Here is a 17,566-nt window from a genome sequence, read left to right as displayed (position 1 = left end):
CATCGCCCCGCTCATGCCGTGCGGGTTTCTACGGAGACGATCTGTGGCCCGCTCCCGTCGTGGCGCGGACGTCGTCCGACGACGATCTGGACATGAGCTTCTTCGACAAGTCCCCGGGCGGTGGCATCGCCGTCGCCAACGCGATCCTCTACTCCGTCGTGCTGATCGAGACGTGGATGCTGACGACAGGCAGCCTCTTCGTCATGGGCTTGGTCATGGCCCTGATCATCGTCCTGGCCGGCCTGTTGTGCCGGTACGTGATGAACCTGATGGGGTCCGAGGAGTACGCCGTGGGAGAAGAGGCGGTCGCCGTGGCGCCCGCGCCGGTGGCCAAGACGACGGCGAGCGCGGCCGCACCCGCTCCCGCCGCCGTCAAGATCGCACCGGCGCTCTAGGCCATCTGGGCCAGCGCCCGATCGGCGTCGCGCTCGGCCTGGGGAGGCTCGGGCGCGGCGCCGCCGGCCGCCGCCGTCGGATCGACGGGGCGGATCACCAGCACGGCGACCAGCAGCGCCGCCAGCGCCAGGCCGAGGGCGACCACGAAGGCCAGCTGGTAGCCGCCGGTCAACGCCTCCCCCAGCGCCTTGCCCTCGCCGGTCAGCGTCTCGGCGCGCGTCGCGCTCAGCGTCGCCAGCACCGCCAGGCCGATCGCGCCGCCGACCTGCGCGGTCGTGTTGATCAGCCCCGACGCCAGCCCGGCGTCCTGGGGCTCGACGCCCGCCATCGCCAGCGTCATCAGCGCCGGGAACGCGGTGCCGCCGCCGACCCCGAACAGGACCATCGCCGGGAGCACGTCCACCACGTAGGTCCCGTCCGGCGAGATCTGCGTGAACCACGCCAGCGCCCCGCAGACCAGCACCAGGCCCGGGACCATCACGTTGCGCGCGCCGAAGCGCATGATCAACTTGTCCGTGTAGCCCAGCGAGAGGCCGCCCATGAGCAGCGTGCCGGGCAGGAACGACAGGCCGATCTCCATCGCGTCGTAGCGCAGGACGCGCTCGAGGTAGAGCGTCCCCATGAAGAACATGCCGAACATGCCGGCGACCGACAGCACCTGGATCAGGTTGGCGCCGACGACGTTGCGGGACCGGAAGATCCGCAGCGGGACCAGCGGCGTGGCGGCGGTCGCCTCGCGGGCGACGAACGCGGCGCCGAGCGCCAGCGCGAGCGCGCCGAGGCCCAGCGTCTCGGGCGCGCCCCAGCCGTGGTCGGCGGCGGGCTTGACCAAGGTGTAGACCAACAGCATCAACGCGGTGGTGATGAGCAGCGCGCCGAGGACGTCGGCGCCCGCGGCCAGGCCGGCGCCGCGGTCGCGCGGCAGCAGGCGGGTCGCCAGGACGGCGGTGACGATCCCGATCGGCACGTTGATGAAGAAGATCCAATGCCAGTTGATGGCGTCGGTCAGCACGCCGCCGGCCAGCAGGCCGATCGAGCTGCCGGCCGACGCGACGAACGCGAAGACGCCGATCGCCTTGGCCTGCTCGGCGCCGGGCGGGAACATCGTGACGATCATCCCGAGGATGACCGCCGAGGTCAGCGCGCCGCCGACGCCCTGGACGAAGCGCGCGGCGACGAGCACCTCCTGCGACGGCGCCAGGCCGCAGGCGATCGAGGACAGCGTGAAGACCGCCAGGCCGGCGAGGAAGACGCCGCGGCGGGAGATCAGGTCGCCGAGGCGCCCGGCGAGCAGCAGCAGGCCGCCGAAGGCGATCAGGTAGGCGTTGACGACCCAGGCCAGGCCGCCGGCCGAGAACCCGAGGTCCTCCTGGATCGACGGCAGCGCGACGTTCACGACCGTCGTGTCGAGCACGATCATCAACATGCCGACGCACAGCACCACGAGGGCGATCCAGCGGCGGCGGTCGTCGAGGGTCTGGGCGGCGTGCGTGGCGGTCATCGGGGCGGTCAGCTCCTTGCTGGCGGATCGGAGGGGTTCCGGAGAGAGGTCGAAGCCGAAGACCGGACTTCGACACGGAACTCATCGATCGCGCGTCAGCGCAGGAACTCGCCGCGCCAGCAGGGGTCGACCAACGCGACCTCCACCGGACGCAGCGGCGGCGCGCCGAAGGCGTCGAACTCCGCGCGGGTCAGCGGCCACGGCGGGTCGTCGGGCGGCGGGAGCGGCGCGTCGTCGGCGCGCGCCCAGGCCATCGCGAAGAGCCGGCCGCCGGGCGCGACGAGCGACGCGATCGCGGCGGTCGCCTCGGCGCGCACATCGACCGGCAGCGCCTGGACGGTCCAGATCTCCACGACGAGGTCGAACGCGCCCAGCCAGTCGGACGGCAGCGCGAAGAGGTCGCCGACCTCGTAGCGGGCGTTGGGGTGCGTCGAGCGCTCGCCGGCCAGCCGCACGGCGGTCGGGGAGACGTCGAAGCCCAGCGTGTCGAAGCCCAGCGACGCGACGTACTCCGCGTCGGTGCCCAACCCCGCGCCCACGACCGCGGCCCGCCGGCCCTCGCCGCGCAGTCCCTGCGCGGTCGCCCACTCGACGAGCAGCGGCCGCGCCTGGTCGCTGTGCCACGGCGGCGCGTCGCCCGCGGCCGCGCGCGCGGCGTACAGCGGCTCGAACCAGCCGGTGGGCTCGCCGGTCATGCGTGCCACCGTATCGTCCAGCCGACACTGAACAGTCTTGCTGTAGAGTTTGAGGACGTCGTGTCGCTTCGCTCCGCCGCCACCGCCAACCCCGACCGCTACAAGTGGGTGGCGCTCTCCAACGCCACGCTCGCGGTGCTGCTGGCGACGCTGGACGGCTCGATCACGATCATCGCGATGCCCGACATCTTCCGGGGCATCCACCTCGACCCGCTCGTCCCGTCCAACTCGTTCTACCTGCTGTGGATGATCCTCGGGTACCTGGTCGTCACCAGCGTGCTGATCGTGTCGCTCGGCCGGCTGGGCGACATGGTCGGCCGGGTCAGGATCTACAACCTGGGCTTCGTCATCTACACGGCCGCGTCGCTGCTGCTGGCGATCGACTGGATGACCGGGCGCGACGGCGCCATGTACCTGATCGTCATGCGGTTGGTCCAGGGCGTCGGCGGCGCCTGCCTGCTGGCCAACTCGGCGGCGATCATCACCGACGCGTTCCCCTCCCACCAGCGCGGGATGGCGTTGGGCATCAACAACATCGTCGGCGTGTCGGGCACGTTCATCGGGTTGGTCCTCGGCGGGGTCCTGGCCCCGATCAGCTGGCGGCTGGTGTTCCTGATCTCGGTCCCGGTCGGCCTGGCCGGGACGGTCTGGGCCTACGTCGCGCTGCGCGAGCTGAGCAAGCCGCGGCGCGCCCGCGTCGACTGGGCGGGCAACGTCACGTTCGCGGTCGGCCTCGTGCTGCTGATGACCGCGGTGACCTACGGGATCCGCCCCGCCGGCGGCCACGCGATCGGCTGGGGCTCGCCGCGCGTGCTGGCGCTGCTGGGCGGCTCGCTGGCCTGCATGGTCGCGTTCGTGACGATCGAGCGCCGCGTCGCCGACCCGATGTTCCGCCTGCCGCTGTTCCGCATCCGCGCGTTCACCTTCGGGACGCTCTCGACGTTCCTGTCGTCGGTCTCGCGCGGCGGCCTGATGTTCATGTTGATCATCTGGCTGCAGGGCATCTGGCTGCCCCAGCACGGCTACGACTTCACCGACACGCCGCTGTGGGCGGGCATCTACATGCTGCCGCTGACCGTCGGGATGCTGCTGGCCGGCCCGGCGTCGGGCTACCTCAGCGATCGCTTCGGCGCGCGGCCCTTCGCGACGTCGGGCATGGTCCTGACCGCGTGCGGCTTCGCGCTGCTGACGCTGTTGCCCACCGACTTCTCCTATCCCGTCTTCGGCGCGATCCTGCTGCTGATCGGCGCCTCGATGGGGCTGTTCGCGTCGCCCAACCGCGCGGCGGTGATGAACAGCCTGCCGCGCTCGGACCGCGGCGCCGGCGGCGCGATGAACCAGACCTTCCAGAACTCCGCGCAGGTGCTGTCGATCGGCGTGTTCTTCACGTTGATGATCGTCGGCCTCGCCTCGACGCTGCCCGCGGCGATGAGCGCGGGCCTGCAGGCGCACGGCGTCGACGCCGCGACCGCGCACGCCGCGGCCGACCTGCCGCCGGTGTCGATCCTGTTCGCGGCGTTCCTGGGGTACAACCCGGTCGAGCACCTGCTGGGCCCGCACGCGCTGCACGCGCTGTCGGCCCACGACCAGGCGGTCGTCACCGGCAGCTCGTTCTTCCCCAACCTGATCTCGGACCCGTTCCGTCACGGCCTCCACACCGCCTTCGCCTTCGCGATCGTCGCCTGCCTGGTGGCGGCGGCGGCCTCGCTGCTGCGCGGCGGGCGCACGGTGGCCGACGACGAGCCCACGACCGACGAGGAGACCCATGAACGTCCAGTGGTTCGGCCAGTCCACGTTCCGGCTGACTGACGACGACGGCCACAGCGTCGTCATCGACCCGTTCGACGCGTCCGTGTTCGAGGCGCGCGGGATGCCGTGGTACCCGGCGCTGGAGGACGTGACCGCCGACCTCCTGCTCGTCACCCACGAGCACGGCGACCACAACGCGGTGGACGCGGTCGGCGGCGACCCGGCGATCGTCCGCTCGCTGGCGGGCACGCACGAGACGCCGCTGGGGCCGGTCGTCGGCGTGGCCTCCGAGCACGACGAGGTCGCCGGCACCCAGCGCGGCCACAACGTCATGTACGTCTTCGACTTCGGCGGCCGGCGCGTCGCGCACCTCGGCGACCTCGGCCAGCGCGAGCTGCGCGGCGAGCAGGCCGCGGCGCTCGGGACCGTCGACGTGCTGATCGTCCCGGTCGGCGGCGGCCCGACGATCGGCGCCGAGCAGGCGACCGACGTCGCGGCGACGCTGAGCGCGCGCGTGATCGTCCCCATGCACTACCGGACCGAGCGCATCGCGTTCCTGGAGCCGGTCGACGCGTTCGCCGCGGCGGCGCGGCGCGTGGCGCGGCTCGACACGCCGTCGTTCGCGGTCGACGAGGTCGCCGGCGAGGACGGCCCGGTCGTGGTGATCCCGGCGGCGCCGTAGCCTCTGGGGCGTGGAGCGCCTCATCCGCGCCAGCGACCTCAAGCGCCAGCGGGCGTGGACCGACACGCTCATCGCCGCGCTGCTCGGCGCGCCCGACGCGCTGTCGCCCAACCCGCACGGCTGGCGCGCGCCGATGCGCTGGTACCGCGAGGATCGCGTGCGGGACGCCGAGGCCACGGCGGCGTTCGCGGAGCGCGCGGAGCGGATCGGCGCCGACGCCGCGTGGCGGCGCGACCTGCCGACGCGGACGTTCGCGGCGGGCGAGGTCGAGCAGCTCGAATGGCTCGACGACCCGGCGCGGATCGCGCTCTTCCACGCCCCGCGCCGCCCGCGGATGCGCCGCGCGCGCCGGCCGCCGCCGGTCGTGGTGCCCGCGCCGCCCGGGCAGCGCTTCGAGGTCCTCCGGCTGTTCGACCCCGCGTCGCTCGACTCTTAGGGACGTAGGACCTGCGCCCGTCGTAGGCCTACACCTTGCGCGCGCGGCCCGCGACGTGCGGCAGCAGCCCGACGCTGAAGTGGCGCACCTGGTCGATCGCCAGCCCGGCGTCGCGGATCGCCCGCTCGGTGTCGCGCGTCAGGTGACAGCCCGCCGCCACGCGCGGCCACAGCCCCGAGCGGTCCAGGCCCCGCTGCACCGCGCGGCCCGCGCCGCCGCGGGCGGCCACGTGCTCGTAGAAGCGCAGCTCGCCGCCGGGCTTCAGCACGCGGCGGATCTCGGCCAGCGCGGTCGCCTGCGAGCGGACCGAGCACAGCACGAGGCAGACGACGACCGCGTCGAACGACGCGTCGGCGAACGCCAGCTCCTCGGCGATCCCGTCGACGACGGCCACGCGCGCGATCCCGCGCTCGGCCGCCTTCGCGCGCAGGTGCGGCTCGGGCTCCAGGGCCACCACCTCGGTCACCGCGTCGGCGTAGTGCTCGAAGTTGAGGCCGTCGCCCGCGCCGACCTCCAGCACGCGGCCGCTCAGGCCCGCGACCAGCTCGTCGCGCTCGCGCCAGCCCATCGCGTTGCGGCCCAGCACCGACGACCACGCGCGCGCGAAGAGCGGATGGTCGTGGTCCTGGGCGGCGGGCCCGGCTCCGGGTCCGGCGGTGGCGCTCATCGCGTCGTGTACACCCCGGTCGTCGCGGCGTGGTAGCCCTTGGCGCCGACCGCGCGGTGCAGGTCGCTGCGCGGCTCCTCCCCCGCCGCGACGCGCTCGACCGCGTGGGCGAAGTCCCAGACCGGCGCCCAGCCGAGGCGCTCGCGCGCGCGGGCGTTGTCGTAGACGCGCTCGATGCGCGGGAACATGCGCCAGCCGCGCTGCGCGTAGACCTCCTCGTAGCGCGGCACGTGGCGCGCGACCACGGCGGGCGCGTCCTCGTGCAGCGCGGGCGCGTCCTCGCGCGCGAACGGCGTGGTCGCCGAGATGATGAAGCGGTCGAAGCCCAGCTCCGGCGCGCGGTCCAGCGCGAGCCGGTGCGCGTCCACCGCGTCCTGGAGGTCGACGCGCCGGTAGAGCAGCTCGTTGACCTTCAGGTTGGTGTCGTCATAGGCCTGGCGAACCTCGTCGCGGTCGTCGGCCTCCGGGAAGAAGCGCGACGTGCGCAGGATCAGCACCGGCAGGCCGTGGTCGCGGTGGACCAGCTCGCACAGGCCCTCGGCCGAGGTCTTGGTGACGCCGTAGACGTTGCGCGGGATCGGGACGACGTCCTCGGTGATCCACGCGGCGGGCCGGCGGTCGTCCGGCGTCAGCGCGCGGCCGAACGCGCTCGTGGTCGAGGTGAAGACGAACCGCGACACGCCCGCGGCCACCGCCTCCTCCAGCAGGTTGAGCGTCCCGGTGACGTTGGTGTCGACGAAGTCCTGGCGCGTGTGCGAGCCGACGTGCGGCTTGTGCAGCGTCGCGGCGTGGATCACCGCGTCGACGCCCTCCAAGGCCGCGCGCACGACGTCGCGGTCGGCGACGTCGCCGACGATCGACGTGTGCTCGCCCTCCAGGAGGTCCAGGCCGACCGCGTCCGGCAGCGTGCGCACCAGCCCTTCGCCGAGGTGACCCGAGCTGCCGGTGACGAGGACGCGCATGGGACGACAGCCTACGTGGAGCGCGGCAGCGGCCACGGGCGGTTGAGGTCCGGCCGGGCGATCCCGGCCAGCCCCCGCGCCAAGGACACGTTGAGGTCGCCCCAGTCGAACGCGTCGCGCCAGACCGCGATCCGCCCGTCGCGCACCTCGAAGCGGCCGTAGACCCAGAACCGCTGCTCGAAGCGCCCGAGCGAGAGCGCGTCGCAGCGGTCGGTCAGCACGACGCCGTCGCCGTCGGCGGCGATCCCGTAGAAGTGCACGCGGAAGCCGCCGCCCCCGCGCATCGCCAGCCGGCAGAGGCGGTCGATCCGCTTCCGCCCGCGGACGGTCGGCAGCGACACGTTGATCCAGACCGCGTCCTCGTGCAGCAGCGCCATCGCCGCATCGAGGTCGCGGTCCTGCAGGGCGAGGAGGAACGTCCGGACGACGTCGGCGTCGGTCATGGCGCATAGCATCCCTCATCGATGCCCGCGACACCGCGGGAGCTACTTCACCGTCTTGATCTTCGGGTTGCCCGAGACGCCCTGGGTGGCGGTGTGGACGACCTTCTTGGTGTCCATCATCGCCAGCGTCGCGGTCGTCTTGGTGGTCTGGTCGGCGACGACGTAGACCGTGCCGGTCTCGGTCACGTCCGACAGCGACGCGGCCTTCTTGGTGTAGATGCCCTGGGCGGTGACGGCGCTGACGAGGTCGTCGGCCGAGGCGAACGCCTTCTGGGAGACCGTCGAGACCGCCGCCCGCGCGCCGGCCTGCAGCGCGGCGGTGGCCTGCGCGGCCTGCTGCCGGCGCGAGCTGTCGGTCTGGAGCTCGGTGACCGCCGCCTTGACCTTGGGCGAGAAGTAGACGACCGCCGAGGCGCTGGAGTCCGCGGTCTGCGCGATGCAGAGCTGCGGGGCGCCGCTGAGCTTGTGCGAGAGGTGCGCGGTCGTCTCCTTGTTGGCCGCAGGCCAGTCGATCAGCGTCGTGGCGTACCACGTGGTGCTCGGCGCCGGGACCGCGTTGGCCTTGGCGAGCTTGCCGTAGTCGTCGGTGCACGACACCGTGCCCGACGTGCCGGCGGTGCCCGACGTGCTCTTGGCCGAGCGCTTGAGCTTGACCTCGTCGTTGGAGACCGTGACCGTGAGGCCCGTCGCCGCGTCGGACGCGGACGCGCCGCCGCCGCTGTCACCACCACCGCAGGCGGCCAGGCCGAGAGCGAGCGTGGGCAGGGAGACGGCGCAGATCAGCGCGCCGGAGAGACGACGAAGTTGCATGCGCCCACTGTGGGACAGCGACCTTAAGCTGTGCTGAGGACCGCCGCGGGCTTAACGGATTCTCACATCGGCGTGCCCGGCGCCGGTAGCGTCGCGGCATGCGCGCGGTCGTCTGCCGTCACGCCGAGCTGGGCGTCGAGGAGCGCCCCGAGGTCGCGCTGGGTCGCGGCCAGGTCCGCCTGGAGGTGCTGCGCTGCGGCATCTGCGGCTCCGACCTGCACGCGCGGACCGGCATGGACTCGTGGGCCGACATGGCCGCGCGGATCGGCTACGCGCGCATGGCGCGCCAGGGCGAGGGCGTCGTCTTCGGCCACGAGCTGGCGGGCGTGATCGCCGAGCACGGCCCGGGCTGCAAGGGCGCGCTGCCCGCCGGGACGCCGGTCGTCGCGGTGCCGCTGGTGCGCAACGGCGGAGACGTCGACGCGATCGGCCTGTCGGCGCACGCGCCCGGCGCCTACGCCGAGCAGGTCGTCGTCCAGGAGCCGCTGATGATGCCGGTGCCCAACGGGCTCGGCGCCGAGGTCGCCGCGCTGACCGAGCCGCTGGCCGTCGCCTGGCACGCGGTGCGCCGCGGCGAGGTCCGCAAGAAGGACGTGGCGATCGTGATCGGCTGCGGGCCGGTCGGGCTCGGCGTGATCCTGTGCCTGAAGGCCCGCGGCGTCGCGACCGTCGTCGGCAGCGACCCCTCCCCCGGGCGCCGCGCGCTGGCGTCCCGCTGCGGCGCGGACGTCGTCGTCGACCCCACCGTCGACTCGCCGTTCGCGGACGGCGACCGCCACGGACACCTCACGCGCGCGCGGGACGCGTTCGAGCTGGTGGTCGGCACGCGCGAGAAGCTCGAGCGGCTGCCGGTCGGCTGGTGGCACCTGTGGCGCCTGGGCGAGCGCCTCGGCCAGATGCCCAAGCGCCCGGTGATCTTCGAGTGCGTCGGCGTGCCGGGCATGATCGAGTCGATCGTCGACGAGGCGCCGATCATGTCGCGGATCGTCGTCGTGGGCGTGTGCGTCGGCGAGGACCGCATCACGCCGTTCATGGCCATCAACAAGGAGATCGACCTGCGCTTCGTGTTGGCCTACACCCCGTTGGAGTTCCGCGACACCTTGCACCTGCTGGCCGAGGGCGAGATCGACCCGCGGCCGATGATCACCTCGACCGTCGGCCTGGACGGCGTCGCGGACGCGTTCGCCGCGCTCGGCGACCCGGAGGCCGAGGCCAAGGTGCTGATCGACCCGCGGGCATGAGAACTTCATGAGAGCGCGGGCGCGGGCCCGTCGCTCCGGAAACCGTGAGAGCCATGCGCACTGCGGGTAGGCGCGCCTACAGCAGCTCGGCGATCGCCGCGGCCGCGCGCGCCGCGCCGTCGGTCTCGACGTCGGCGCAGTCCACCGCGCCGCGCGCGATCTCGCGCTCGATCGCCGCGGCGATCGCGGCCGGGCCGTCGGTCTCGTAGTCCATGTAGGTGCCGCCGCCGTAGCGCTCCAGCCGGTGGCGGACGTGGAAGCTCTGCTCGAAGTGGTGTTTGAGCGGGAAGCAGAGGAACGGCCGCTTGTGGGCGGTCAGCTCCATCGCGGTGGTCAGCCCGCCCTGGACGACCGCGAGGTCGCAGGCGGCCAGGTGGCGGTAGAGGTCGTGGACGTAGGCGCGGACGTCCAGGCCGTCGGCGTCGGGCAGCGACGCCGGGTCGATCCGCGGGCCGGCGACGACGACCATCCGCAGCTCGGGCACGCGCCGCTTGGCCTCCGGGAACGCCGCGATCGCGCGCGCCAGCAGCGCGCCGCCGACGCCCGAGCCGCCGACGGTGACGACGCAGACCTTCTCGTGGGTCTTGTACCCCAGCTCGGTGCGCAGCCGCTCGCGGTCGCCCGGCGCCACCGGGTCGAAGCCGCTGACGTAGCCCGGGAAGTCGTAGTGCTTCTCGGTCCACGCCCGGATCTCCGGGAGGCCGGCGCCGAAGCGGTCGGGCACGACGTCCTCGGGGTTGCCGACGAACAGCGCGCGGTCGCGCACGCGCGGCGCGCGCTCGACCTGCTCGATCATCTCCAGGTTGTAGTCGCCGGTCAGCGCGCCCTCGTCGGCGACGGGCAGCCAGCCGACGAAGTCGGTCAGCCACACGTAGGCGGCGCGCTTGCGCTCGGGGTTGTCGTGCAGGAAGTGGTCGACCTCCCACGCCTCGTCGCCGATCCACAGGTCGTAGGCGCCCTCGCGCGCGACCTCGTCGAAGAGCATGAAGTTGGCGACCAGGATCTCGTCCATGCGCCGGAAGGCCTGGAAGCAGTGCAGGTCGTGCTCGCCCGACTCGCTCTCGATGTGCGAGGACTCGCTCGCCAGATGCGCGCTCGCCGGGTGGACGCGCTCGCCCTCGGCGGCGAGCACGCGCGTCACGGGGTCCTGCGCGAGCCAGTCGATCTCGAGGTCCGGGTGCAGCGCGCGCAGCTCGCGCGCGATCGCGACGTCGCGCCGCGCGTGGCCGAGGCCGATCGGCGAGGACACGAACAGCGCGCGGCGGCGCCGGGACGGCACGCGCGTCCACGTCCCCGCGGGGGAAGGCGGCGCGAGCCCCGCGGCGCGCGCGCAGAACTCGCGCAGCAGCAGGTTCACGCGCACGGGGTCGCGCACGTGCGGCCCGTGGCCCGAGCCCTCCAGCGTCACGAGCGTGCCGCCGGTGGCGCGCGCCAGCTCGGCGCCCTGGGCGTGCGGGCGGATCTCGTCGCGGTCGCCGTGCAGCACGAGCACCGGGCAGCGCACGCGCGCCGCCGCGTCGCGCATCCGCGCCTCCGACGGCGTCCGCAGCCCGAGCGCGGTGTCGACGAGCGTCGCCGGGTCGGTCCGCAGCGCCCAGGAGATCCCGTCCTCGATCTGCTTGGTCGAGTGCGGCTCGGCGAACATCCGCCCGAAGAACTGCTCCAAGAACGACAGGTACTCCTCGGGCGTGGAGTCGGGTCGCAGCTCGCGCCACTCCTGCCCGGCGTGGTCGGGCGCCAGCGGGACCGCGGGAGCGATCGCCGCGAGGCCCAGGACCCGGTCGGGGTGCTCGGCGGCCAGCAGCGTCCCCCAGCGCGCGCCGGCCGACAGGCCGACGACGACGGCGGTCTCGGTGGCGGTCGCGTCCAGCACCGCGATCGCGTCGGCGACGTACTCCCGCGCGGCGTAGGCGTCCGCCCCGCGCGGCCGGTCCGACCGCCCGTTGCCGCGGCCGTCGAACGTCACCACGCGGAAGTGCCGCGCCAGGTACGGGATCTGCGCCTTCCAGTGGCGGGAGTGGACGATCGACCACGCCGGCATCAGCAGGATGGTGGCCTCGCACGTCGCGTGCTCGTACACCTCGTAGGACGAGCGCACGCCGTCGCGCTCGGCGAAGCCGACGCGGTCGGGATGGCGCGCGCGGGACTGCTCTCGCGCGCGCTGCCCCGAGGCCGGGGCCGCAGGCGGCACCACCGGCGAGGGCGAGGGCGCCACCGTCACGGGCGCGCCTCCAACACCAGGTTGAACGGCGTCTCGGCCGCCCGGCGGAAGCGCGTGAAGCCGCCCGCCGTCACGACGTCGCGCAGCCGCGCCTCGCCCGCCTGCGCGCCGAGCGCGAGCCCGACGTCCTGGGACTGCGAGGCCGGCGTGCACAGCAGCGTCGAGGCGCCGTAGTAGATGCGCCCGACCGGGTTGAGGTTCTCCTGCACGGAGTCGCCGGCGAACGGCTCGACGATCAGCCACGTGCCGTCGTCGGCCAGCGTGCGGCGGATCTCGCGCGCGGCGCCGACCGGGTCGCCCATGTCGTGCAGGCAGTCGAACGTGCAGACGAGGTCGTACGGGCCGCCCGGGATGCCCTGGGCGGGCGCGACCTCGAAGCGGACGCGATCGCTCAGGCCCGCCTCGCGCGCCCGCGCGGTCGCCTGCTCGATCGACTGCGCGTGGTAGTCGAAGCCGACGAACGTCGACCGCGGGAAGGCCTGGGCCATGATGATCGCCGAGGCGCCGTGGCCGCAGCCGACGTCGGCGACCCGCGCGCCCGCGCGCAGCTTGTCGGCCACGCCGTCCAGCGCCGGGATCCAGGACTGCACGAGGTTGTGCTGGTAGCCGGGCCGGAAGAAGCGCTCGCAGCCGTGGAAGACGTCGGGGTCGTGCTCGTGCCAGCCCATGCCGGCGCCGCTGCGGAACGCCTCGGCGATGCGCGCCTCGTCGCGGATCGCGCCCGCGCTCAGCTCGAAGGCGCCCGGCATGAAGACCGGGCTGTCCTCCTCGGCGAGCACGAACGCGTGCTCGGGCGGCAACGTGTAGGTCTCGGTCGCCGGGTCGTAGGTCACGAAGCCGCCGGCGGCCTGGGCGTTGAGCCACTCGCGGACCGAGCGCTCGTCGGTGGACGTGCGCTCCGCCAGCCGCGCCGACGTCACCGGGCGGCCGTCGGCCATCGCCTTGTAGAGCCCGAGGCGGTCGCCGATGACGACGAGCGCGGCGTTGAGCGTCGCGCCCAGCTCGCCGAGCATCTGGCCGACGAAGGCCTGCACCTTGGCCTCGTCGATGGTCTGGGTGGGATGGGTGGGGGTGGTGGTCATGGCGCCACGGTCCCAGCGGGCTCGTCGGCTCGCATCAGGACCCCCTCCTGGGATTGGCCCGGTGCCGCCGCGGGCGCGGGCGCGGGCGCCAGCGCGGCCGCCAGCGCCGCGCGGTCGGAGATCCCGAGCTTGCGGTAGACGTGGCGCAGGTGGTAGTCCACCGTCTTGGGGCTCAGGAAGAGCCTGGCCGCGGCCTCGCGCGTCGTCGCGCCGTCGGCGAGCACGAGCGCGACCTGCAGCTCGCGCGGCGTCAGCTGGTCGATCGTGCTCGGGTCGCGGCGGCGCGCGGTCTCGCCGGTGGCCTCCAGCTCGCCGCGGGCGCGCTCCGCCCACGGCGCGGCGCCGAGGTCGTCGAACAGCTCCAGCGCGCGGCGCAGGTGGACGCGCGCGTCGGCGCGGCGGCGGGCACGGCGCAGCATCTCGCCGTGGCAGAGGCTCGTGCGCGCGTCCTCGAAGCGGTCGGGCGTGCGGGCGTGCAGGTCGAGCGCGCGCGCGAACGCGGCCTCGTCGCCGTCGAGGATCCCGCGGGCGCGGGCGGCGCGCGCCAGCGCCCACGGCTGGCCCTTGTCGTCGGCGTGGCGCTCGAACGGGCCCAGGAGCCGCTCGGCCTCGGTCGCGCGGTCGGCGTGGACCAAGGCCTCCACCAACTCGGGCGCGGGCGAGACGTCGGGGTCGGCGATCCCGCGCGCGACCAGCAGCCGCTCCTTCTCGCGCAGCCGCGCGAGCGCGGCGTCGGAGTGGCCCAGGCCCAGCTCCAGCTCGGCGAGCGCGTCCAGCGCCCACAGCCGGAAGAAGTCCAGCCCGAGCCGGGACGTCAGCGCCAGCGCCTCCCCCGCGTGCTCGCGCGCGCCGTGCTCGTCGCCCTGGCGCGCCTGCACGCACGCCAGCCCCGCCAGCCCGGCGGCCAGCGCCGTCGCCTGGCCGGTCTCGCGCGCCAGCCGGATCGCCTCCTCGTAGCGCGCGCGGGCCACCGCGGGACGGTCGCTGGTCGCGGCGTCGCGCGCGGCCAGCCAGAGCGGGAACGGCAGCGCGCCGACGGCGCCCTCGGCGCGGGCGGCGTCGATCGCGCGGGCGATGAGGCGGCGCGACTCGGAGCGCTCGCGCAGCCACAGCGGGCCGAGCGCGGCCGACGTCAGCAGGCGGGGATCGCGGTGCAGCGCCTCGGAGCCCTCCAGCACCTCGATCGCCTCGCGCACCAGCGCCGCGCCCTCCTCCCCGCGCCCGTTGTAGATCGAGGCCATGCCGAGCGCCAGGCGCGCGAGGAAGACGTCGCGCTCGCCGGGATCGGGGTCGGCCCCCAGCGCGTCGTGCGTGCGGACGGCCGCGACGAGCATCGCCGCCGGGCGCGCCGCGTAGGCACAGGCGTTGGTCGCGTCGGCCAGCAGCGCGACGGCGTGGTCCGGGTCGCGCTCGGCGGCGGCCACGAACAGGTCGTAGGCCTCGGCGACGCGGCCGGCGCGCAGCGCCGCGTGCCCGCGGTGATGGGCGACCTCGGGGTCGTCGTCGGCCGCGCCGACGGCGGCGAGCAGGCGGTCGGCGCGCTCGCCGTGGCCGGCCAGCCACGCGGCGTCGGCGGCGGCCAGCAGGCGCGTGCGGCGCCGCGCGTCGTCGCCGGTCAGCCGCGCGGCGCGCTCGTGGGCGGCGGCCGCGGTGGCGTAGGCGCTGCGGGCGCGGGCGCGCGCCCCGGCGGCGTCGAGCTGGGCGGCGACCTCCTCGTCGGGGCCGGTCGCGGCGGCGGCCAGGTGCCAGGCGCGGCGGTCCGGGTCCGCGACGGCGGCGGCCAGCGCGCGGTGGGCGGCGCGGCGCTCGGCGGGCGCGGCGCAGCGGTAGGCGGCGGAGGCGGCCAGCGGGTGGACGAAGGTGATGGTGTCGGTCAGCGTGACCAGGCCGCGGTCGGCGGCGGCGTGCAGCGCGTCGGGCTCCAGGCCGAGCGTCGCGGCGGCCGCGACCAAGGCCTCCATGTCGCCCGTGGCCTCGGCGGCCGCGAGCGCGAGCGCCCGGCGCGGGGCGTCGGGCAGCGCCTTGACGCGCGCCGCGTACGCGCGCTCGACGCTGGTCTCGATCGGCAGGGCCACGGTGTCGGAGACCGCGGGCGCGACCGCGGCCAGCTCGGCCAACGCGAGCGGGTTGCCCGCGGTGCGCTCGTAGGTGAGGTCGGCGACGTCCGGCGGCAGCGGGCGTCCGGCGCGGTGCTCCAGCAGCGCACGGGAGGCGTCGCGGTCCAGGCCGGTGAGCCGCAGCGTCGGCAGCGAGCCGTCGTCGAGCGTGCCGGGGCGGGTGGCGACGAGCACCGCGGCCGCGTCGGCCAGCAGCCGGCGGGCGGCGAACGCGACGGCGGCCAGCGAGGCCTCGTCCAGCCACTGCGCGTCGTCGAGGGCGACGAGCAGCGGCCGCCCCTCGGCGGCGGTGGCCAGCAGGCCGAGCGTCGCGGCGCCGATCGCGAAGCGGTCGCGCTCGCGGCCGGCGTCGAGCGCGAGCGCGACGCGCAGCGCGCGGGCCTGCGGCTCGGGCAGCGCGTCGAGGAGCCCGAGGAGCGGCCGCAGCAGGCCGAGCAGCCCGGCGAACGGGACGTCGGCCTCCTGGTGGACGCCGCGGGCGCGGAGCACGAGCATGCCGTCGCCCTCGGCCTCCGCGATCGCCTGCTCCAGCAGCGTCGTCTTGCCGATCCCGGGGCCGCCGGAGAGCACCAGCACGCCGCTGGTCCCCAGCCGCGCGGCGGCCAGGGTCTGCTCGATCCGGGACAGCTCTCGGGTGCGGCCGAAGAACATGCCGCGGCGATCGTACGCCCGGCCGGCCGCCGTTCATGTACGGCTAGCGCGACCTACAGCTGGTAGTCGAGCCAGATCCGGTGGGTGCGGTCGGCGTCGATCGCGATGCCGCCGGTGCCGGTGAGGCCGGCCAGCTCGTCCGTGCCGGAATCCGGAACGATGAAGAACACCTCGTTGGAGCGGTCCTCACCGGAGGTCGAGGCGCTGTGCACGAAGTTGAAGGCGCCCGCGCGGCCGTCGACGGTGCCGGTGAACGACTCCAGCGCGACGTAGGTCCCCAGGCCCTTGTCGGCGTCGAAGGCCGAGGTGAAGATCGTCGCCGCGCGGCCCTCGATCGCACCGGTGAACGTCTTGGTCATGGTCGCGACGCCGACCGGCAGCGCGGTCGTGACGTCGGAGGCCGGGACCGGCGCGGGGGTGAACTCGGCGACGGTGAAGGTGGCGTCGGCTCGCATGGCCGCGGATCTTAGGCGTCCAGGGCGGCGCGCAGGTAGCGGTCGGGCGCGTCGAGGAAGCCGCGCATCAGGCGGACGGCGTCGAGCGCGTCGTAGGAGCACGGCGCGGCGCCGTCGGCGTCCAGCTCGTAGATGCGCGCGCCGGGGGCCGCGAGCAGGATCGGGGAGTGCGTGGCGATGACGAACTGCGCGCCGGCCGCGGTCGCGCGGGCGATCACGGCGAGCAGCGCCAGGCACGACGTCGCCGACAGCGCGGCCTCGGGCTCGTCGAGGATGTACATGGACTCGCCCGCGAAGCGGTGGGAGGCCAGCGCCAGGAACGACTCGCCGTGCGACTGCTGGTGCAGCGGCCGCCCGCCGTACAGCGACAGGTCGGGCGAGTGGATGTCCTGCTCGTCGACGTAGGCCGCGACGTTGAAGAACGACTCGGCGCGCAGGAAGTAGCCGCCACGCGGCTTGGCCGCGGTGAGGACGGGCTCCAGCGTCTCGTCCAGGACGGGGCGCGGCGTGGCGGGCAGCGCGCCGGAGCGCTCGTACTCCCCGCCCTGCTCCGGGAAGCCCAGCGCGGCCGCCAGCGCCTCGATGATGGTGGACTTGCCGGTGCCGTTCTCGCCGGCCAGCAGCGTGACCGGCTGGTCGAGGCGCAGCTGCGGCAGCTGGGCGACCGCCGCGACGTCGAACGGGTGGCCGTCGCCCCAGGCCTTGTCGGTGCGCGCGAGCCCGGCGAGGTACGGCCCGCGGCCGAAGCTCCGCCGGTCGCGCGGCCTCATCGCGCGGCGCGCTCGCGCAGCGTGAAGTAGAGGACCGCGGCGGTGAGCGCGGAGATCGGCGCGGTGGCCGCGTTGAACAGCCAGGTGATCGCCGCGCTCGCGCCGTCGCCGAGGCCGTGGGTGAGGACCGCGACGAGGAAGTTCGCGACGGCCAGGCCGACGAAGACGATCAGGATCACGACGAACACCGGGCCGCCGTTGCCGCGCACGAGGTCGTGGCTGCGGCGGAACGCCTCGAGCAGGCGCGTGCGCTCGATGACGATCACCGGCGCGACGACCGACCAGATCGTCAGCAGGAACAGGCCCGGGACGATCAGGAGCACGAGGCCGATCGCGACGCCGAGGCCGTTGACGATCGCCGCGGCGATGAGCGTGATCAGCACGGGCGTGACCGAGGCGAAGAGCCCTTGCACCGACTGGTCGCGCCGCCCGTCCTGCACGTCCTGGACCAGCTCCACCACCATGCCTTGATAGAAGGTCGACAGGACCATCGAGACGACCGAGACGACGACGCCGAGCACGTTGCTGAACGCGACGACGACGATCGCCTGGATCGCGAAGACGACGAGCGCCGCGGGCAGCAGCACCGCGATCTGGTCTCGGTAGATCTGCAGGGCCCGGTTGATGACCAGGCCGGGGTCGAGCGGAAGGTACGCGGACATGGGTGCGCGGAGCCTAAGCGATGGGC

General features: G+C 74.4%; 17 protein-coding genes. 5 read left to right on the top strand and 12 right to left on the bottom strand.

Annotated features, from left to right (window positions below; translation table 11 throughout):
* Positions 1 to 59 precede the first annotated feature (59 nt).
* Positions 60 to 395 (top strand): hypothetical protein, encoded by a 336-nt coding sequence (locus VFG42_RS13580; RefSeq protein WP_324909272.1) that lies wholly within the window; start codon positions 60 to 62, stop codon positions 393 to 395.
* Here VFG42_RS13580 and VFG42_RS13575 read toward each other — a convergent pair.
* Positions 392 to 1,897, bottom strand: a complete 1,506-nt coding sequence (locus tag VFG42_RS13575) for a DHA2 family efflux MFS transporter permease subunit (RefSeq protein WP_324909271.1) — start codon at positions 1,895 to 1,897, stop codon at positions 392 to 394. The genes VFG42_RS13580 and VFG42_RS13575 overlap by 4 nt on opposite strands.
* 95 nt (positions 1,898 to 1,992) lie before the next feature.
* Positions 1,993 to 2,592 carry a class I SAM-dependent methyltransferase gene (locus VFG42_RS13570; protein ID WP_324909270.1) on the bottom strand — a complete coding sequence of 200 codons (600 nt, stop codon included), beginning with the start codon at positions 2,590 to 2,592 and terminating at the stop codon, positions 1,993 to 1,995.
* A 60-nt stretch (positions 2,593 to 2,652) separates the two neighbouring features.
* Here VFG42_RS13570 and VFG42_RS13565 point away from each other — a divergent pair, with 60 nt between their 5' ends.
* Genes VFG42_RS13565 through VFG42_RS13555 form a run of 3 tightly spaced genes read left to right on the top strand, consistent with a single transcriptional unit; the run spans position 2,653 to position 5,459 of the window.
* Positions 2,653 to 4,401 (top strand): MFS transporter, encoded by a 1,749-nt coding sequence (locus VFG42_RS13565; protein ID WP_324909267.1) that lies wholly within the window; start codon positions 2,653 to 2,655, stop codon positions 4,399 to 4,401.
* Positions 4,358 to 5,023 carry an MBL fold metallo-hydrolase gene (locus tag VFG42_RS13560; RefSeq protein ID WP_324909265.1) on the top strand — a complete coding sequence of 222 codons (666 nt, stop codon included), beginning with the start codon at positions 4,358 to 4,360 and terminating at the stop codon, positions 5,021 to 5,023. Before VFG42_RS13565 ends, VFG42_RS13560 begins: the two co-directional genes overlap by 44 nt.
* 10 nt (positions 5,024 to 5,033) lie before the next feature.
* Positions 5,034 to 5,459 carry a hypothetical protein gene (locus VFG42_RS13555; RefSeq protein ID WP_324909263.1) on the top strand — a complete coding sequence of 142 codons (426 nt, stop codon included), beginning with the start codon at positions 5,034 to 5,036 and terminating at the stop codon, positions 5,457 to 5,459.
* 28 nt (positions 5,460 to 5,487) lie between these two features.
* Here VFG42_RS13555 and VFG42_RS13550 read toward each other — a convergent pair whose 3' ends face one another.
* The 4 genes from VFG42_RS13550 to VFG42_RS13535 are packed head-to-tail and all read right to left on the bottom strand — an operon-like array spanning position 5,488 to position 8,341.
* Positions 5,488 to 6,126 carry a class I SAM-dependent methyltransferase gene (locus VFG42_RS13550; protein ID WP_324909262.1) on the bottom strand — a complete coding sequence of 213 codons (639 nt, stop codon included), beginning with the start codon at positions 6,124 to 6,126 and terminating at the stop codon, positions 5,488 to 5,490.
* Positions 6,123 to 7,088 carry an NAD(P)-dependent oxidoreductase gene (locus VFG42_RS13545; RefSeq protein WP_324909261.1) on the bottom strand — a complete coding sequence of 322 codons (966 nt, stop codon included), beginning with the start codon at positions 7,086 to 7,088 and terminating at the stop codon, positions 6,123 to 6,125. Before VFG42_RS13545 ends, VFG42_RS13550 begins: the two co-directional genes overlap by 4 nt.
* An 11-nt stretch (positions 7,089 to 7,099) precedes the next feature.
* Complete coding sequence (locus VFG42_RS13540; RefSeq protein WP_324909259.1) at positions 7,100 to 7,531, bottom strand: limonene-1,2-epoxide hydrolase family protein; 432 nt, start codon at positions 7,529 to 7,531, stop codon at positions 7,100 to 7,102.
* A 42-nt stretch (positions 7,532 to 7,573) separates the two neighbouring features.
* On the bottom strand, positions 7,574 to 8,341 hold the full coding sequence (locus tag VFG42_RS13535; RefSeq protein ID WP_324909257.1) for a hypothetical protein: 768 nt from the start codon (positions 8,339 to 8,341) through the stop codon (positions 7,574 to 7,576).
* Between the two features lie 98 nt (positions 8,342 to 8,439).
* On the opposite strand from VFG42_RS13535, the gene VFG42_RS13530 reads away from it, so the two are divergent.
* Complete coding sequence (locus tag VFG42_RS13530) at positions 8,440 to 9,582, top strand: zinc-binding dehydrogenase (protein WP_324909256.1); 1,143 nt, start codon at positions 8,440 to 8,442, stop codon at positions 9,580 to 9,582.
* A 76-nt stretch (positions 9,583 to 9,658) separates the two neighbouring features.
* Here VFG42_RS13530 and VFG42_RS13525 read toward each other — a convergent pair whose 3' ends face one another.
* Genes VFG42_RS13525 through VFG42_RS13500 form a run of 6 tightly spaced genes read right to left on the bottom strand, consistent with a single transcriptional unit; the run spans position 9,659 to position 17,540 of the window.
* On the bottom strand, positions 9,659 to 11,803 hold the full coding sequence (locus tag VFG42_RS13525) for an alpha/beta fold hydrolase (protein ID WP_324909254.1): 2,145 nt from the start codon (positions 11,801 to 11,803) through the stop codon (positions 9,659 to 9,661).
* Positions 11,800 to 12,885 carry a class I SAM-dependent methyltransferase gene (locus VFG42_RS13520; RefSeq protein ID WP_324909252.1) on the bottom strand — a complete coding sequence of 362 codons (1,086 nt, stop codon included), beginning with the start codon at positions 12,883 to 12,885 and terminating at the stop codon, positions 11,800 to 11,802. The genes VFG42_RS13525 and VFG42_RS13520 overlap by 4 nt, the downstream gene beginning before the upstream one ends.
* Positions 12,882 to 15,653, bottom strand: coding sequence for a helix-turn-helix transcriptional regulator (locus VFG42_RS13515; protein WP_324909250.1), 2,772 nt, complete (start codon positions 15,651 to 15,653; stop codon positions 12,882 to 12,884). The genes VFG42_RS13520 and VFG42_RS13515 overlap by 4 nt, the downstream gene beginning before the upstream one ends.
* Before the next feature lie 53 nt (positions 15,654 to 15,706).
* Positions 15,707 to 16,108, bottom strand: a complete 402-nt coding sequence (locus VFG42_RS13510; RefSeq protein WP_324909249.1) for a DUF3224 domain-containing protein — start codon at positions 16,106 to 16,108, stop codon at positions 15,707 to 15,709.
* Between the two features lie 11 nt (positions 16,109 to 16,119).
* Entirely contained in the window at positions 16,120 to 16,878 is a 759-nt protein-coding gene (locus tag VFG42_RS13505; protein WP_324909247.1) for an AAA family ATPase, read from the bottom strand.
* Positions 16,875 to 17,540, bottom strand: coding sequence for a hypothetical protein (locus VFG42_RS13500; RefSeq protein ID WP_324909245.1), 666 nt, complete (start codon positions 17,538 to 17,540; stop codon positions 16,875 to 16,877). Before VFG42_RS13500 ends, VFG42_RS13505 begins: the two co-directional genes overlap by 4 nt.
* Positions 17,541 to 17,566 lie beyond the last annotated feature (26 nt).

Source organism: Baekduia sp. (genome assembly GCF_035685985.1).
Lineage (GTDB): Bacteria > Actinomycetota > Thermoleophilia > Solirubrobacterales > Solirubrobacteraceae > Baekduia.
This window is presented reverse-complemented; position numbering and strand designations above follow the sequence as displayed.